The organism is Microbacterium sp. 71-23 (assembly GCF_001897265.1).
Taxonomy (GTDB): domain Bacteria; phylum Actinomycetota; class Actinomycetes; order Actinomycetales; family Microbacteriaceae; genus Microbacterium; species Microbacterium ginsengisoli.
In genome coordinates, this window is the sequence record NZ_MKSL01000016.1 from 61573 (window position 1) to 77911 (window position 16339).

Genomic DNA, 16339 nt, shown 5'->3' on the forward strand with positions numbered 1-16339 from the left:
CTCGCATCGGTCCCGGGGCGCAAGGAGGATGCATGCTCGCGATGCTCGAGCGCACGACGGGTGCGCCGGAAGCCGCCGACGTAGACTTTGCGCTGATGACCGAGCAGGCGACGACCACCGAGGAAGCGCGCACCCAATTCGAGGAGCAGGCGCTGCCGTTCATGGACCAGCTGTACGCGGCGGCGATGCGGATGACGCGCAACCCTGCGGACGCGGCCGATCTCGTGCAGGAGACCTTCGTGAAGGCGTTCGCCTCGTGGGCGACGTTCACGCAGGGAACCAACCTCAAGGCGTGGCTCTACCGCATCCTGACCAACAGCTACATCAACACGTACCGGAAGAAGCAGCGCGAGCCCTATCAGGGCACGATCGACGAACTCGAGGATTGGCAGCTCGGCGGCGCGGAGTCGACGACCGCGACGAGCTCCCGCTCGGCGGAGGCCGAGGCCATCGACCGGATGCCGGCATCCGTCGTCAAAGAGGCGCTGCAGTCGATCCCGGAGGACTTCCGCCTGGCCGTGTATCTGGCCGATGTGGAGGGGTTCGCGTATCAGGAGATCGCGGACATTATGAAGACGCCGATCGGCACGGTCATGAGCCGCCTGCATCGTGGCAGGCGCATGCTGCGCGACCTGTTGGCCGACTATGCACAGGAGCGGGGCATCGGCTCCGCGGCACCGGGAGTGGGGAAATGAGCGATTGCGGCTGCGACAAAGCGCGGCGTGACCTGGAGGAGTACCTCCGCAACGAGGTGTGCAGCACCGAGCACGCCGACATCCGGCAGCACCTCGAGAGCTGCCCTGCCTGCTCCGACGAGGCGCTGGTGGCCCGCACCCTGACGGACGTCGTCGCCCGCGCATGCCGCGAGTCGGCCCCGGAGGAGTTGCGCGACCTCGTGCTGACGCAGCTGCGCGCGGCCCAGGCGACACACCACTGACAAACGACGAAGCCCGCGGATGCCGCACCTCAGGGTGCGTCCGCGGGCTTCGTTGTTTGTGACGGCCCTCTCAGAGAGTCAGGGCCTTCTCGATGAGCTTGGCCTGCTCGACCGCGTGCACCTTGGCGGATCCGGCAGCGGGGGACGCCGCGGCGGCACGGGTGACGGAGCGGATCGTGCGTCCGTGCAGGTGCTTCACGACCTCCAGGGCGATGAACGGCCAGGCGCCCTGGTTCTCCGGCTCCTCCTGCACCCACACCAGCTGGGCGTTCGGGTAGCTGTCGATGATCGCGTTGAGCTCGGACACCGGCGTCGGGTAGAACTGCTCGACGCGCACCAGGGCGATCTCCGGGTTCGGGTTCTTCTCGAGCTCCGACCGCAGATCCCAGTGCACCTTGCCGGAGTGCAGCAGCACACGCTTCACGACGGACTTGTCGATCGCGCGGTCATCGTCGAGCACCGGCTCGAACCGACCCGAGGTGAAGTCCGCCACCGGGCTCACCGCGTCGCGCAGACGCAGCATCGCCTTGGGGGTGAACACGACGAGGGGGCGACGCGGACGGGCGTAGGCCTGTCGACGCAACAGATGGAAGTACGACGCAGGCGTCGAGGGGCGGGCGACCGTCATGTTGTCCTGTGCGCACAGCTGCAGGAAGCGTTCGATGCGTGCCGACGAGTGGTCGGGACCGGCGCCCTCGTAACCGTGGGGGAGCAGCAGCACGACGCTCGACTGCTGGCCCCACTTCTGGTCGGCCGCCGAGAGGTACTCGTCGATGACCGACTGCGCTCCGTTCGCGAAATCGCCGAACTGTGCCTCCCAGAGCACGAGCGCGTCGGGGCGTTCGACCGAGTAGCCGTACTCGAAGCCCATCGCCGCGTACTCGCTGAGCAGCGAGTCGTAGATCCAGAGACGTCCCTGGTTCTCCGACAGGTTGGCGAGGGGGTACCACTCCTGGCCGTTGCTGCGGTCGTGGAACATCGCGTGGCGCTGCACGAACGTGCCGCGGCGCGAGTCCTGGCCTGCGAGGCGCACCGGGGTGCCCTCCATGAGAACCGAGCCGAAGGCGAGGAGCTCGCCGAAGGCCCAGTCGATGCCGCCGTTGCGGCTCATGTCGGCGCGCTTGTCGAGAAGCTGCTGGAGCTTGGCGTGCACGGTGAAGCCGTCGGGCTTGTTCACGAACGCGTTGCCGATGGCCTGCACGACGTCGGCCGAGACCCCCGTGGTGTCGGGCTCGCCGACGGCCGGCTCGACGAGCGCGGTGGTCGACACGATGCCCTGTGCGCCCGTCTGGGCGGCGTGCGTCTCGGCGAAGGCGATCTCCAGGCGGTCCTGGAAGTCGCGCTTGGCCTGCTCGTACTCGTCCTCGGTGATGTCGCCGCGGCCGACGAGTGCCTCCGTGTAGAGGCGACGCACCGAGCGCTTCGCCTCGATGAGGTTCGTCATGAGGGGCTGGGTCATCGAGGGGTCGTCGCCCTCGTTGTGGCCGCGTCGGCGATAGCAGACGATGTCGATGACGATGTCGCGGTGGAACGTCTGGCGGTACTCGACGGCCAGCTCGGCCACGCGCACGACGGCCTCGGGGTCGTCGCCGTTCACGTGGAGGATCGGGGCCTGGATGGTCTTGGCGACGTCGGTCGCGTACACCGAGGTGCGTCCGTCGATGGGGAGCGTGGTGAAGCCGACCTGATTGTTGACGACCACGTGGACCGTGCCGCCCGTGCGGTACCCGCGCAGCTGCGACATCTGCAGCGTCTCGACGACGACGCCCTGGCCCGCGAAGGCCGCGTCGCCGTGCACGAGGATCGGAAGCCACGCGAACGAGCCGATGGGTCCGCGGTCCTGCTTGGCGCGCACGATGCCCTCGAGCACGCCGTCGACGGTCTCGAGGTGCGAGGGGTTCGCGGCCAGATAGACGGGGAGCTCGTGGCCCTCGTCGGAGACAAAGGTGCCCTCCGTGCCGAGGTGGTACTTGACGTCGCCCGAGCCGAGCTTGTTGCCGGGGAGCGACGTGCCCTCGAACTCGCGGAACACCTGGCCATAGGTCTTGCCGGCGATGTTGGTCAGCACGTTGAGTCGGCCGCGGTGGGCCATGCCGATCGCGGCACCATCGAGGCCGGCGGCGGCCGCACCGTGCAGCACCCGGTCGAGCAGCGGGATCAGCGACTCGCCGCCCTCGAGGCTGAAGCGCTTCTGGCCGACGTACTTGGTCTGCAGGAAGGTCTCGAAGGCTTCGGCCTCGTTGAGCTTCGAGAGGATGCGCAGCTGCTCGTCGTGGCCGGGCTTCTGGTACTTGACCTCGCAGTTGTCCTGGAACCACTTGCGCTGGGCCGGGTCCTGGATGTGCATGTACTCGATGCCGATGGTGCGGCAGTACGAGTCGCGGAGGACCCCGAGGATGTCCCGGAGCTTGAGCGTGCGCTTCCCGCCGAAGCCGCCGGTCACGAACTCGCGGTCGAGATCCCAGAAGGAGAGCCCGTGCGATTCGATCTCGAGGTCGGGATGCGTGCGCTGCACGTACTCCAGCGGGTCGATGTCGGCCATGAGGTGTCCGCGCACGCGGAACGCGTTGATGAGCTCCTGCACGCGGGCCGTCTTGTCGACGCGCTCGGACAGGTCGACGTTGATGTCGGCGTTCCAGTGGATCGGGCTGTAGGGGATGCGCAGTGCCGCGAAGATGCTCTCGTAGAACCCGCGCTGCCCGATGAGCAGCTCGTGCACCTTCTTGAGGAACTCGCCGGACCCGGCGCCCTGGATGACGCGGTGGTCGTAGGTGCTGGTGAGCGTGATCGTCTTGCCGATCGCCAGCTCAGAGAGCGTCTTCTCGCTCGCGCCCTGGAACTCCGCCGGGTACTCGAGGGCGCCGGCGCCGATGATCGCACCCTGGCCCTTCATCAGGCGCGGCACCGAGTGCACGGTGCCGATGCCGCCCGGGTTGGTGAGCGAGATCGTGGTTCCCTGGAAGTCGGCGGCGGTCAGCTTGTTGTCGCGCGCGCGCTTGACCAGGTCCTCATAGGCGACGAGGTACTCGTTGAAGCTCAGGGTGTCGGCGCGCTTGATGCTCGGCACCATGAGCGCTCGCGTGCCGTCGGGCTTGGGCAGGTCGATCGCGATGCCGAGGCCGATGTGCGCGGGAGCGACGACGGCGGGCTTGCCGTCGACCTCGGCGTAGAAGACGTTCTGGCTCGGGAACTCCTTGAGCGCCTGGATCAGGGCCCAGCCGATCACATGGGTGAAGCTCACCTTGCCGCCGCGGGTGCGGGCCATGTGGTTGTTGATGACGATGCGGTTGTCGATCATCAGCTTGGCCGGGACGGTGCGCACGCTCGTCGCGGTCGGAACGGACAGCGAGTCGTCCATGTTCGACGCGAGGGTCTTCGTCATGCCCTTGAGGACGGTGACCTTGTCCTCCTCGGCCGACTCGGTCGGAGCCTGCGTCTTCACGTCGGGCGCCTGAGCCGGGATCGGCTGCGGCGCCGCCGGCTTCGTCGTCGTTCGCGCGACGGGCGCGGCTCCCACGACCGGGATCGGCGCGGTGACGGGCTTCGGCTCGGCCGGCGCTGCGGCGGCCGGCGGGGCCGCGGGCGCCGCGGGGGCCGCGGCATCCGTCGACGTCGTCAACGTCGAATGGTAGGTCTCGAGGACGGGCCACCACGCCTTGTCCACGGAGTTCTTGTCGACCTTGAACTGCTCGTAGAGCTCTTCGACGAGCCACTCGTTGGCCCCGAACTCTCCGTCGTTCGACAGCCCGACGCCGGTCACCTGGCTCGACACGTTCGATCGCCCGCTTTCGTGAGATTGCGAATTTTCCGCGGGCCATCGTGGCCTGCGCGCACGGGTGTCAAGCGTAGCCCAGTCGGGAGCCGCCTGCCCCGGGATCGCGCGGCTGGAGCGGAAGAATCTCTGTTCATTTCCTATGAGGAAGACTCGGCCGATCCTGTCGCGGCGCTCAGTACCGTTGGGGGTATGGAGTTCTCGGGTGAGCGTCCCCTCGTCGATCTGACCTATTCGGATGTGTTCCTCGTGCCGCGCCGGTCGGCGATCACGAGCCGTCTCGACGTCGATCTGTCGCCGCACGACGGCACATCGGCGACCATCCCCCTGGTCGCCTCGAACATGAACTCGGTGACCGGTCCGCGCCTCGCCGCCACCCTCGCGCGCCGCGGGGGTCTGGGCGTGCTGCCGCAGGACCTCGCCCTGCAGCGGGTCGACGATGCGATCCGCTGGGTGAAGGCGCAGCCGGTGCTGTGGGACAGCCCGCGCATCCTGCCGCCGTCGGCGACCGTGGCCGACGCCCTTCGGGAGCTCCCCGCCGTCGCCGGCCACGGCATCGTGGTGGCGGATGCCGCGGGCTCCGCGCCGACCATCGACGAGATCGCGGGCGTGGTGCCGGCCACGCGGCTCGCGACGGCGCTGCCCGACGCGCAGCTGGGCGACCTCGCCCGCGGCCGGCCCGTCGCGATCGACGCCGACGACGTGACCGATGCCCGCCACGCGTTCGACCTGGCCGCCGAGCTCGACGCCGAGACGATCTGCGTGCTGCACCACGGCGTGCTCGTCGGCACCGTCACCGCGCGCAGCGCCCTGCGCGGAACGCTCTACCGGCCGGCGCTCGATGCTGACGGTCGCCTCGTCGTGGCCGCCGCGGTCGGCATCAACGGCGACGTCGCCGCGAAGGCGCGCGCGCTCGCCGAGGCGGGCGTGGACGTGCTCGTGCTCGACACCGCGCACGGGCACCAGGAGGGGATGCTCCGCGCTCTTCAGACCGTGTCGGGCCTGGGCCTCGGCCTGCCGATCGTCGCCGGCAACATCGTGAGCGCCGACGGGGTGCGCGACCTCGTCGGGGCGGGCGCCACGATCCTGAAGGTCGGCGTGGGCCCGGGCGCGATGTGCACCACCCGCATGATGACCGCCGTCGGACGCCCGCAGTTCTCCGCCGTGCTCGAGACCGCCGAGGCGGCCCGCGCCCACGGCGCCCACGTCTGGGCCGACGGTGGCGTGCGCTACCCGCGCGACGTCGCGCTGGCGCTGGCGGCGGGCGCGGCATCCGTCATGATCGGCTCGTGGTTCGCGGGCACGCTCGAAGCCCCCGGCACCGTCGAGACCGACGCTGCCGGTCGCGTCTACAAGGAGTCGTGGGGGATGGCCTCGACGAAGGCCGTGCAGGAGCGCTTCGGTCGCCTCGATGCCTACGAGCGCGCCCGCAAGGAGCTGTTCGCCGAGGGCATCTCGTCATCGCGCATCTACATCGACCCGCTGCGCCCGGGCGTCGAGGATCTCGTCGACATGATCACCGCGGGCGTGCGGTCCTCGTTCACCTACGCCGGCGCCGGCTCGGTGCCGCTGTTCCACGAGCGCGCGCTCGTCGGCCTGCAGTCGGCCGCCGGATACGAGGAGGGCAAGGCGCTGCCGGTCAGCTGGTGAGAGAGCGGATGCCGCGGCATCCGCCCCACCCCGGAAACTGGCAATCCGCCGGGCTCGCCGTCCCAGGCCGCCCATAGACTTCAACCACTATGGACGACCCCCCGAGTTGCAGACGATCGCCCCACCGACCCGCCTCCCACCGCTCTGACGCGCGAGGAGGTGATGCGTGATGGATTACGTCATGTTGGGCGTGGGGCTCCTGCTGACAGTCGGGACCGGCCTGTTCGTCGCGAGCGAGTTCGCGCTGGTCAACCTCGACCGCGCCGACCTCGAGGCGCGACAGGCCGCCGGCGAGTCCCGGCTCGCGCTGACGATCAGCGCGCTGAAGCTCACGTCGACGCACCTGTCGAGTGCGCAGCTCGGCATCACGCTGACGACGTTGCTGACCGGTTACACGATGGAGCCGGCGATCTCGAACCTGCTGCGGCCGGTGCTCTCCGGCTGGGGACTCCCCGACGGGGTGGTCACCGCGACCGCGGCGACCATCGCGATCGTGTTCGCGACCGTGATGTCGATGATCCTGGGCGAGCTCGTGCCGAAGAACTTCGCGCTCGCCGTGCCGCGTCAGACGGCCAAGCTCGTCATCCCGTTCCAGACCCTGTTCACCACCGTGTTCCGGCCCGCGATCGCCCTCCTCAACGGCAGCGCGAACAAGGTGCTGCGCGCCATGGGGATCGAGCCGAAGGAGGAGCTCTCGGGCGCGCGCACGGCGGAGGAGCTCTCGAGCCTCGTGCGGCGCTCGGCGAGCGCGGGTGTGCTGGAGGCCGACACGGCGACGCTCCTGAACCGCACCCTGACTTTCGCGCGCCTGTCGGCGGGAGACGTGATGACCCCCCGCCCGCGGGTGCACGCGCTCGCCGTCGACGCGACGGCGGACGACGTCGTCGCACTCGCCCGCGCGACCGGACACTCTCGCTTCCCGGTCTTTCAGGAGTCGGTCGACGACATCACCGGCATCGTGCATCTGAAGGCCGCGGTCTCGGTTCCGCGCGAGCGTCGGCGGGACGTGCCGGTCGCGGCGCTCGCGACCGAGCCGCTGCGGGTGCCCGAGACGGTGCACCTCGATCAGCTGATCTCCGAGTTGCGCGCCCGGGGCTACCAGATGGCCGTCGTCGTGGACGAGTACGGCGGCACCGCCGGGGTCGTCACCCTCGAGGACCTCGTGGAGGAGATCGTCGGCGAGGTGCTCGACGAGCATGATCGCCGCCGTGCCGACATCGTGCACGTGCGCGACTCGGTCTCGTTCGCCGGGTCGCTGCGTCCCGACGAGCTGCGCGAGCGCACCGGTGTGGTCGTGCCCGAGAGCGACGTCTACGACACGGTCGCCGGCTTCGTGATGGCCGGTCTCGAGCGCATCCCGGTCGTGGGCGACACGGTGGCGGTCGACGGCGGGAGTCTCGCGGTGACCCGCATGGACGGGCGACGCGTCGACCGACTCTCCTTCACCCCGGATGCCGCACCCGATGCCGTCGACGAGTCGGCTGCTGTGGAAGGGGGTGCGCGATGAGCGATTGGGCGGGACTTGCCTGGCTCGTCGTGCTGCTGCTCGGCAATGCCTTCTTCGTCGGCGCTGAATTCGCCGTCATCTCTGCGCGCCGCTCCCAGATCGAACCGCTCGCGGAGCGCGGCTCGCGCTCCGCGAAGACCGCGCTGTGGGCGATGGAGCATGCGACCCTCATGCTCGCGACCAGTCAGCTCGGCATCACGATCTGCTCGCTGCTCATCCTGAACGTGTCGGAGCCGGCGATCCACCACCTCCTGGCGGTGCCGCTCGGCCTGACGGGTCTCGAGGAATCGGCCGTCGACGTGATCGCGTTCATCGTCGCCCTGCTGGTGGTCTCGTACCTGCACGTCGTGTTCGGTGAGATGGTGCCGAAGAACCTCGCGTTCTCGGTGCCGGACCGCGCCGTGCTCATGCTCGCGACGCCGCTCGTGTGGGTGTCGCGCATCTTCCATCCGGTGATCGCCACCCTCAACTGGATCGCGAATCACATCGTGCGCCTGTTCCGCGTCGAGCCCAAGGACGAGGCCGCCTCGACGTTCACGCTCGACGAGGTCGCCACGATCGTCGACCAGTCGCGTCGAGAAGGCGTGCTGGAGGACTCGGCCGGCACGGTGGCAGCCGCAGTGGAGTTCACCGACAAGACCGCGGGCGATGTGGCGGTGCCGCTCGGTGAGCTCGTGACGTTGCCGACCTCGGTCACCCCGGCCGAGATCGAGAAGGCCGTCGCGACCCACGGCTTCTCGCGGTACGTGATCGTGGACGACGCCGGCGAGCCCACCGGGTACGTGCACCTCAAGGACGTGCTGCGGGTCGCGGGTGAGGGGGAGGACGACGAGAAGGTCGCGCGCCCGATCCCGGCCAAGCGCATCCACCGCATGGTGTCGCTGCGTGAGACGACCGACCTCGAGGACGCCCTCGCTGCGATGCGGCGAAACGGACGCCACCTGGCTCTCGTGCGCGATGCGCACGCGGAGATCACCTCGGTGCTGTTCCTCGAGGACATCATCGAGGAGCTCGTCGGTGAGGTGGAGGACGCCACCCGTCGCGCGCGCTGAGGATGACGACCACTGAGGGGGCGGGCCGCAGGCCCGCCCCCTCAGTGCGTGCGGCGCCGGGCGCGTTCGTACTGCGGCGGCCACGGGACATCCGCCCCGATCTCGGTCGCCGCGCGCAGGCCGAAGTGCGGGTCGCGCAGCCACTCGCGGGCGGCGAGGATCGCGTCGGCGTCGCCGGCGGTGAGGACGCTCTCGGCCTGCGGCCCGTCCGTGATGAGTCCGACCGCCGCCGCGGGGAGCCCTGCGTCGCGCAGCGCCCGGGCGAGCGGCACCTGATACCCGGGACCGACCGGGATCTGCTGGTGGGCCACGAGCCCGCCGGAGGACACGTCGAACAGATCCGCGCCGCGCTCGGCACTCCAGCGCGCCACCTCGACGACCTCGGCGACCTCGAGCCCGCCCGGTGCCCAGTCGGTGCCCGAGAAGCGCACGAAGACGACGGTGTCGGGAGCGGCGCGGCGCACCGCCTCGACCACCCGCAGCACGAGGCGGGCACGGTTCTCGAGGGAGCCGCCGTAGGCGTCGGTGCGGGTGTTCGCGAGCGGGGAGAGGAACTCGTGCAGCAGGTAGCCGTGCGCGGCGTGGATCTCGAGCACGTCGAATCCGATCGCGACGGCCCGGACGGCCGCCGCCGCGAAGTCGTCGACGATGCCGTCGATCTCCGCGATCGTGAGCTCGCGCGGATCGACGAGCCCCTCGAACGCGATCGACGAGGGGGCGACCGGCTCCCAGCCGCCGTCGGCAGGCGGCACGGTGCCGCGCTGCGGGGCGAACGGCGGCCAGGTCGACGCCTTCCGGCCGGCATGGGCGAGCTGCACCCCGACCGCCGCGCCGCGGGCGTGCACGGCGGCCACGATCGGTGCCCAGGCCTGCGCCTGCGCGTCGTTCCAGAGGCCGACATCGGCGGGGGAGATGCGCCCGTCGGGCGACACGGCGGTCGCTTCGGCGAGCACGAGGCCCGCGCCGCCGCTCGCGAACTGCGCCAGGTGCACGTGGTGCCAGTCGTTCGGGAGCCCGTCGACCGCCGAGTACTGGCACATGGGCGCCACCCACAGTCGGTTGCGCAGCGTGGTACCCCGCAGGGTCAGCGGTGCGAACAGTGTGCTCATCGAGTCCTCCTCCGGGCGGGCGACCGCCGGTGATCGAGCCGCGCGGCTAAGGTGACGCCATGAGCGCTTCGGCTTTCGTCGACGTCGCCGCGGTGGCGCGGGTCCTTCGGGGGCCAACCGACGCCGATGACAAGTATTCCCGCGGTGTCGTGGGATTGCGTACGGGTTCGCTCGCGTATCCGGGCGCCGCGGTGCTGGGCGTCGAGGGCGCCTGGCGGGCGGGAATCGGAATGGTCCGCTACACCGGTCCGGCGCGTGAGCTCGTTCTCGCTGCGCGACCCGAGACGGTGACCGCGGATGGGCGCGTCCACACGTGGGTGGTGGGGTCGGGCACGGATGCCGCATCCCGGCCGTTCGCCGAGACCGAGACGCTCACTCGCCTGCTCGCGGGCAGTGTGCCGGTCGTCGTCGATGCCGGGGCGCTCGAGCTCGCGCCCGCCGCGCACGCACCGGTGATCGTGACGCCGCACGCCCGGGAGTTCGCGCGGCTGCGGGCGCAGCTGGGTCTCGATCACACCGACATCGAGGGCGATGACGGCCGGGCGGCAGCGGCATCCGAGACCGCGCGGGCGCTCGGCGCCGTGGTGCTGCTCAAGGGCGCGCGCACCGTCCTGGCGGCGCCCGACGGGCGCGTGCGAGTCGTCGCGGCGGGCACGCCGTGGCTCGCGACGGCGGGCACCGGGGACGTACTCGCCGGCGCGATCGGGGCGGTGGCGGCATCCGTCATGGCAGGCCGCGTCGCGGGAGACACCGCCGTCGATCTCCTCGATGCGGCGGCCGCGGGCGCCTGGCTCCACGCGCGCGCCGGCGAGCTCGCGGCATCCCGGGCGGGCAACGGTCGACCGGGCCCCATCACCGCGCTCGACGTCGCGCGCGCCCTGCCCGAGGCCGTGGGGGAAGCGCTCGCGCGGGGGATTGCCGTTCGGTAACGGTTCCCGCGGGGCGTCGTCCTCTACAGGGAGCGGCACGGTTGCCCCTCGTACACTGGTCCGCGATGTCGAAACGTTCGGTGCTCTGGATCGCATTCGTGGTCGTGCACCTCGGCGTCGCCATTCTGGGATTCACCTATCCGAATCAGCCCATGGGCGACGTGTACAACGTCTACGAACCGTGGTCGGGCGCGTTCTTCCACGACGGACTCTTCCCCGTGCGGGACGCGTACTCCGGGATCGTGCACGATTCGTACTTCGGCTACGTCGGCATCGACACCGGCTGGGTCTACCCACAGCTGGCGATCTTGCCCATGCTCGCCTCCTGGCTGTTCGCCTGGGCCGGCGGGTACACGATCGGCTGGGCCGTCGTGGTCACACTGCTGGATGCCGCCGCTTTCGCGGTGCTCATCGGCCGCGGCCGATCGAACGGGCGCAACGCGGGAGCCTGGTTCTGGCTCGCGTTCATCGCGCTGCTCGGTCCGGTCTACGTCTACCGTCTCGAGGCGGTCACCGTGGCGCTGTCGGTCGCGGGCATCCTGTGGCTGGCGCGCCGACCCTGGCTCGGATCCGCACTGCTGGCGGTCGCGACCTGGATCAAGGTGTGGCCGGCCGCGCTGGTCGGCGCGGCGCTCATCGCGCTGCACCGACGATGGGTCGTGGCTGCATCTGCGGCGATCGTCACCGTGCTCGTCGTCGTGCTGGTCGCGGCGGCCGGCGGCGGGCAGTACGTGTTCGGGTTCGTGGGGGACCAGACCACGCGTTCGCTGCAGATCGAGTCGCCGGTGAGCTCGATCTACCTGTGGATGTACTACGTGGGCGTGCCGACATCCGGCATCGGGTGGGATCCCAACCTGCTGACCTTCTATGTGACCGGCCCCGGTGTCGACCCGGTCATCAGCGTGATGACGCCGCTCCTCGGAGTGGGTGTTCTCGCAGTCGCCGGCGTGGGTGCGTGGAAGAAGTACCGCGGCGCGACCTTCGGCGGGCTGCTCCCGTCGCTGTCCCTCGGCCTCGTGCTCGCGTTCATCGTGCTGAACAAGGTCGGCTCGCCGCAGTACATCGCCTGGATCGTGCCGCCCCTCGTATACGGCCTGGTGCTCGATCGCGGGCGCTGGTGGAAGCCGGCGACCCTCGCGCTCCTCATCGCCCTGGCGACCCAGATCGTGTATCCGCTGGTGTACTTCAACATCCTCATCGTGGACCTCGGGCCGCTGCTGGTGCTGACCATCCGCAACATCCTTCTCGTGGTGCTGTTCGTCTGGACGATCGTGCTGCTGGTCCGCGTGCCGGTGCACCCCCAGATCGCTGCCCGCCGCGACCATCGGGTGCCGCCCGCGCCCGTCACCGCCGACTGATCTTCCGGAGGTCACCATGCTCGTCGCGTTCTCCGTCGCTCCCAGCGGCACGGGTCGTGAAGACGGCTCGGTGCACGATGCGGTGGCGGCCGCTGTGCGCATCGTGCGCGACTCGGGTCTGCCGCACCGCACGACGAGCATGTTCACCGAGATCGAGGGCGAGTGGGACGACGTCTTCGATGTCGTCCGGCGTGCGACGGAGGCGGTGCTGCCCTTCGGGTCCCGCGTCTCGCTCGTGCTGAAGGCCGATATCCGCCCGGGCTACACGGGTGAGCTCGATGCGAAGATCGAGCGCCTCGAACGGGCCATCGACGACTCTGAGGAGTAGACCCGAGGGCCTCGCGTGCACGCTCCGATCTGCGCGCGCGGACGTGCATGGCGTCGGGTGCGGGCGTGGGCGCCGAAACGATTCGACAGGGGTCGATCCCGGGCGTACCATTTTGTTGTGACCTCCCCTCAGATATCGAAGGGGGCGGCAACGGCGGCGCTTCTCTCCTTGGCCATCGGCAGCTTCGCGATCGGCATGGGCGAATTCGTCGTCATGGGCCTGTTGCCGAACGTCGCGCAGGACCTGCTGCCCCAGACGTGGGCCACCGCCCCCGGCGACGCGATCGCCCAGGCCGGCTGGCTCATCAGCCTGTACGCGCTCGGCGTCGTCATCGGCGCGCCCACCATCGCCGGGTTCGTCGCACGCTATCCGCGCCACCGCGTCATGCTCGTGCTGTCGATCGTGCTGGCCGTCGGCAACCTGCTCACCGTGCTCGCGCCGACCTTCGGGTGGGTCGCGGTCGCGCGCCTCGTGACGGGACTGCCGCACGGCGCCTACTTCGGCATCGGCGCCCTCGTCGCCGCCGACGTGATGGGTCCGGGCAAGCGGGCCAAGGGTGTCGCGTTCATCCTCACTGGTCTCACCGTCGCGAACGTGGTCGGCGTGCCGCTCGGCACGTTCCTCGGGCAGCAGATCGGATGGCGCGCCGCCTACGGCGTGGTCGCCGTGCTCTGGGTGGTCACGGCGATCATGATCGCCCTGTTCGTGCCGGCCCACCCCGGCGACCCGGGCCGCACCATGCGAGCGGAGCTGCGGGTGTTCCGTATCCCGCAGGTGTGGTTCACCCTCGCGCTCGGCGCGATCGGCTTCGGCGGGTTCTTCGCGCTCTACAGCTACGTCGCGCCGATGGTCACGGATGTCGCCCACGCGCCCCAGTGGGTCGTGCCGATCGTGCTCGTGCTCATGGGCGTCGGGATGACGATCGGAAACATCATCGGCGGGTACCTCGCCGACATCAACCTACGGCGCACCCTCCTCGGCGGGCTGCTGTCGATCGCGCTGGTGCTGGTGATCCTCGCGCTCGTGTCGCACTGGATCGTCCCGCTCGCGGCCCTCGTGTTCGTCATGGGGCTGGTGTCGTCGTCGGTGAATCCGACCGCGCAGACCCGTCTCATGGATGTCGCGGAGGACAACCAGTCGATCGCGGCCGCCCTCAACCACTCGGCGTTCAACATCGGCAACAGCCTCGGCGCATTCCTCGGCGGCGTCGTGATCGCGTGGGGCTGGGGGTTCGTCGCGCCGGCGTGGGTCGGTGTCGGTCTTGCGCTGATCGGCTTCGGCATCGCGTGGCTCTCGTTCCGCGTCGAGGACAGGTCTCGTCGCCGCGCGGGCCTGGCGATCGCCGGTCCCGCGGACTGACGCCCGCTCCCGGACTGACCGGGACGGCTGCTTCGCGCGTGTCAGCCGGCGGGTGCGTCGAGCAGCCGCCGCAGGTGTCCGCCGACCTCGTCGGACTCGATGAGGAAGCCGTCGTGGCCGAAGTCGCTCGAGATGACGACCGCCCGGTCGCCGTCGAGTGTGCGCGGGATGCTGCGCGCGATGCGGTGCTGGCCGTCGACGGGGAAGAGTCGGTCGCTGTCGACGCCCAGCACGAGGGTCGTGGCGGTGATCCGTCGCAGCGCCTCCTCGACGCCGCCCCGGTCGCGGCCGACGTCGTGCGAGTTCATGGCCTCGACGAGCGTCACGTAGGCGTTCGCGTCGAAGCGGCGCGTGAACTTGTTGCCGTGGAAGTCGAGGTAGGACTCCACGGCGAAGCGTCCGCCGTGGCCGAGGGGCGAGACATCCGACTGCCATGACCGCTGGAAGCGCAGGTTCAGCTCTTCGGGGCTGCGGTAGTTCAGCAGCGCCATGCGGCGCGCGAGCGCGAGCCCACGGTGCGGTCCCTCACCGGCGGCCGCGTCGTAGTAGTCGCCGCCGTCGAACCCGGGGTCGAGGCGGATGGCCGCGAGCTGGGCGGAGTTCAGAGCGACCTGGTCGGCGGTGACGATCGGGGGAGCGGCGAGGACGCCGAGCCGGGCGACCCGCTCGGGATGCGAGATCGCCCACTCGAGGGCGTGCATACCGCCCATGGATCCGCCGATCACCCCCGCGAACCGCTCGATGCCCAGCGCATCGACCAGCCGCAGCTGCGCCTCGACCTGGTCGCGGATCGTGAGATACGGGAAACGCGCACCCCACTCGGCGCCCCGTGGTCCGATGCTCGCTGCACCCGTCGATCCCTGGCAGCCGCCGAGCATGTTGGGGGCGATGACGAACCACCGGTCGGTGTCGATCGGAGCGCCGGGTCCGACGATGTCGCCCCACCAGCCGTCGGTCGGATGCCCCGGCCCGCCCTCGCCGCGCACGTGCGAGTCGCCCGTGAGGGCGTGCAGCACGAGCACGGCGTTGTCGCGGGCGGGGGAGAGCTCACCCCAGGTCTCGAAGGCGAGCCGGTAGGCGGGGAGGGTGGCCCCGCCCTCGGTCGTGAACGCGCCGAAGGCGGCGAACCGTCGGTCGCCGGCCGGATCGCCGTCACGCCACGCCCCGGTCGCCGGTGGGCGCCCGCCGAGGCGGCGGGCGTCGGCTTCCGAAACCGGCGCGCTCGGCACCGTGTCCTCGGAAGTCTGCCAGTCCATCGCTCCATTCTCCCCGCCCGTGGCGCTGCTCCGGGGACTGTTACGCGAACGGGGTGATCTCGTAGGTCGCGCCGTGCTGTCCGGCGAGGGCGATCGGGGTGCCGTTGCGTCGCTGCACGAATCGGTGGTGCGCTCGAAGGTCGGCGGGGAGCCGATCGTCGAGCGCCGGGAAGGTGCCGCGGCTCTCATTGGACAGCCAGGTCACCGGGCGGCCGAGCCGTCGACCGAGGTCTCCCACGAGCGCGACGAACGTGTCGCGTTTCGCGGCATCCGGGTACATCAACACCGCGCTGTGGAAGACCACGAGGTGCGCGTCCGCCGGTGCTGTCGCAGCGAGCGCCTCGAGGTCGTCGACGAGGTCGCCGCTCACGATCCGGGGCGGGGCGGATGCCGCGGCATCCGCTGCCTGACGAAGTCGTGCGATGCGCGCGTCGTGGTCGGGGCCCTGCCACACGAGAAGCTCGAGCCAGCGCAGCGCTTCGGGGTCGCGCACGTCGATGGGGGCGAGGTCGAGCCCGGCGCGCCAGGCCACCTCGACCGGTCCGGTCGGCACCGCCGCGGCGTCGTCGACGGTGCACCGGAGGTCGATGGTCGGGCCTGCGGCATCCGGCTCGTGCAGGAACTCGCCTGGGGGAGTCGTGTACGTCACCCGGCAGTGGTCGGGGAAGAGGCACAGTCCGCCCGCGGCGCCCACCTCGAGCAGGGCGACCGGCCCGTCGAGCCGTGACAGCGGCGGCAGCCATGTCGCCGCGCGGCCGGGTTCATTGGTCTGGGTGGAATGCGTCGCGGAGATCTCGGAAATGCGATCCCACGCGTCGAGCAGCTCATCTCGCACCTCGGCGTACGGGTGCAGTGGCACTCCGGCGCGACGCGCGGCGGCGAACAGCAGGTTCGCCTGCTGCTGGCGGCGCGGCAGTGCGGTGAGGCGTCGCACCACCTCGGCATCCTCGGCGATCGCGCAGGCCCAGTCCTCGTACAACGGCGACGTGCCGTGCGCCCAATGCCGGCCGAAGTCGTCGTAGTAGGCGGCGAGCGCTCGCTCGTCATCGGCGTCGCCCATGCGCACCCCCTCGATGTGACGG

At 70.4% G+C, this 16339-nt stretch carries 13 protein-coding genes; 9 read left to right on the top strand and 4 right to left on the bottom strand.

The genetic code is table 11. From position 1 onward, the window contains the following. Window positions 1-95 precede the first annotated feature (95 nt). Together BGO15_RS06370 and BGO15_RS06375 are read left to right on the top strand one after the other, a co-directional pair. Window positions 96-695, top strand: coding sequence for a sigma-70 family RNA polymerase sigma factor (locus tag BGO15_RS06370; protein ID WP_235557392.1), 600 nt, complete (start codon window positions 96-98; stop codon window positions 693-695). Continuing rightward, window positions 692-937 (top strand): zf-HC2 domain-containing protein, encoded by a 246-nt coding sequence (locus BGO15_RS06375; protein WP_056518914.1) that lies wholly within the window; start codon window positions 692-694, stop codon window positions 935-937. The genes BGO15_RS06370 and BGO15_RS06375 overlap by 4 nt, the downstream gene beginning before the upstream one ends. 70 nt (window positions 938-1007) lie before the next feature. Here the strand turns inward: BGO15_RS06375 and BGO15_RS06380 are convergent, their stop codons facing one another. Next, window positions 1008-4709: a multifunctional oxoglutarate decarboxylase/oxoglutarate dehydrogenase thiamine pyrophosphate-binding subunit/dihydrolipoyllysine-residue succinyltransferase subunit gene (locus tag BGO15_RS06380; protein WP_082486287.1), complete on the bottom strand. Its 3702-nt coding sequence runs from the start codon at window positions 4707-4709 to the stop codon at window positions 1008-1010. Window positions 4710-4901: 192 nt separating this feature from the next. Between BGO15_RS06380 and guaB1 the strand changes: the two genes are divergently transcribed. The 3 genes from guaB1 (at window position 4902) to BGO15_RS06395 (ending at window position 8918) form a co-directional block, all read left to right on the top strand. Next, window positions 4902-6359, top strand: coding sequence for a GMP reductase (gene guaB1 / locus BGO15_RS06385; protein WP_056518913.1), 1458 nt, complete (start codon window positions 4902-4904; stop codon window positions 6357-6359). A 169-nt stretch (window positions 6360-6528) separates the two neighbouring features. Then, window positions 6529-7866, top strand: coding sequence for a hemolysin family protein (locus tag BGO15_RS06390; RefSeq protein WP_056518911.1), 1338 nt, complete (start codon window positions 6529-6531; stop codon window positions 7864-7866). Continuing rightward, window positions 7863-8918, top strand: coding sequence for a hemolysin family protein (locus BGO15_RS06395; RefSeq protein WP_056206525.1), 1056 nt, complete (start codon window positions 7863-7865; stop codon window positions 8916-8918). The genes BGO15_RS06390 and BGO15_RS06395 overlap by 4 nt, the downstream gene beginning before the upstream one ends. 41 nt (window positions 8919-8959) lie before the next feature. Here the strand turns inward: BGO15_RS06395 and BGO15_RS06400 are convergent, their stop codons facing one another. Next, window positions 8960-10027, bottom strand: a complete 1068-nt coding sequence (locus BGO15_RS06400) for an NADH:flavin oxidoreductase/NADH oxidase (protein ID WP_056206527.1) — start codon at window positions 10025-10027, stop codon at window positions 8960-8962. Between the two features lie 59 nt (window positions 10028-10086). Here BGO15_RS06400 and BGO15_RS06405 point away from each other — a divergent pair, with 59 nt between their 5' ends. The 4 genes from BGO15_RS06405 (at window position 10087) to BGO15_RS06420 (ending at window position 14001) form a co-directional block, all read left to right on the top strand. After that, window positions 10087-10956, top strand: a complete 870-nt coding sequence (locus tag BGO15_RS06405; RefSeq protein ID WP_056206529.1) for an ADP-dependent NAD(P)H-hydrate dehydratase — start codon at window positions 10087-10089, stop codon at window positions 10954-10956. A gap of 65 nt (window positions 10957-11021) precedes the next feature. After that, complete coding sequence (locus BGO15_RS06410; RefSeq protein WP_056206531.1) at window positions 11022-12314, top strand: DUF2029 domain-containing protein; 1293 nt, start codon at window positions 11022-11024, stop codon at window positions 12312-12314. A gap of 16 nt (window positions 12315-12330) precedes the next feature. Beyond that, window positions 12331-12642, top strand: a complete 312-nt coding sequence (locus BGO15_RS06415) for a thiamine-binding protein (RefSeq protein ID WP_056206532.1) — start codon at window positions 12331-12333, stop codon at window positions 12640-12642. A 117-nt stretch (window positions 12643-12759) separates the two neighbouring features. After that, entirely contained in the window at window positions 12760-14001 is a 1242-nt protein-coding gene (locus tag BGO15_RS06420) for an MFS transporter (RefSeq protein ID WP_056206535.1), read from the top strand. A 41-nt stretch (window positions 14002-14042) separates the two neighbouring features. Here the strand turns inward: BGO15_RS06420 and metX are convergent, their stop codons facing one another. Both metX and BGO15_RS06430 read right to left on the bottom strand, forming a co-directional pair. Then, window positions 14043-15257, bottom strand: a complete 1215-nt coding sequence (metX, locus tag BGO15_RS06425; protein WP_056206537.1) for a homoserine O-acetyltransferase MetX — start codon at window positions 15255-15257, stop codon at window positions 14043-14045. 40 nt (window positions 15258-15297) lie between these two features. Then, window positions 15298-16317, bottom strand: a complete 1020-nt coding sequence (locus tag BGO15_RS06430) for a DUF2332 domain-containing protein (protein WP_056518909.1) — start codon at window positions 16315-16317, stop codon at window positions 15298-15300. Window positions 16318-16339: the final 22 nt, after the last annotated feature.

Bases quoted from the DNA above. Each gene is read 5' to 3' on its own strand.
- BGO15_RS06370 (WP_235557392.1), top strand. From the start codon at position 96: ATGACCGAGCAGGCGACGACCACCGAGGAAGCGCGCACCCAATTCGAG.
- BGO15_RS06375 (WP_056518914.1), top strand. From the start codon at position 692: ATGAGCGATTGCGGCTGCGACAAAGCGCGGCGTGACCTGGAGGAGTAC.
- guaB1 (WP_056518913.1), top strand. From the start codon at position 4,902: ATGGAGTTCTCGGGTGAGCGTCCCCTCGTCGATCTGACCTATTCGGAT.
- BGO15_RS06390 (WP_056518911.1), top strand. From the start codon at position 6,529: ATGGATTACGTCATGTTGGGCGTGGGGCTCCTGCTGACAGTCGGGACC.
- BGO15_RS06395 (WP_056206525.1), top strand. From the start codon at position 7,863: ATGAGCGATTGGGCGGGACTTGCCTGGCTCGTCGTGCTGCTGCTCGGC.
- BGO15_RS06400 (WP_056206527.1), bottom strand. From the start codon at position 10,027: ATGAGCACACTGTTCGCACCGCTGACCCTGCGGGGTACCACGCTGCGC.
- BGO15_RS06405 (WP_056206529.1), top strand. From the start codon at position 10,087: ATGAGCGCTTCGGCTTTCGTCGACGTCGCCGCGGTGGCGCGGGTCCTT.
- BGO15_RS06410 (WP_056206531.1), top strand. From the start codon at position 11,022: ATGTCGAAACGTTCGGTGCTCTGGATCGCATTCGTGGTCGTGCACCTC.
- BGO15_RS06415 (WP_056206532.1), top strand. From the start codon at position 12,331: ATGCTCGTCGCGTTCTCCGTCGCTCCCAGCGGCACGGGTCGTGAAGAC.
- metX (WP_056206537.1), bottom strand. From the start codon at position 15,257: ATGGACTGGCAGACTTCCGAGGACACGGTGCCGAGCGCGCCGGTTTCG.
- BGO15_RS06430 (WP_056518909.1), bottom strand. From the start codon at position 16,317: ATGGGCGACGCCGATGACGAGCGAGCGCTCGCCGCCTACTACGACGAC.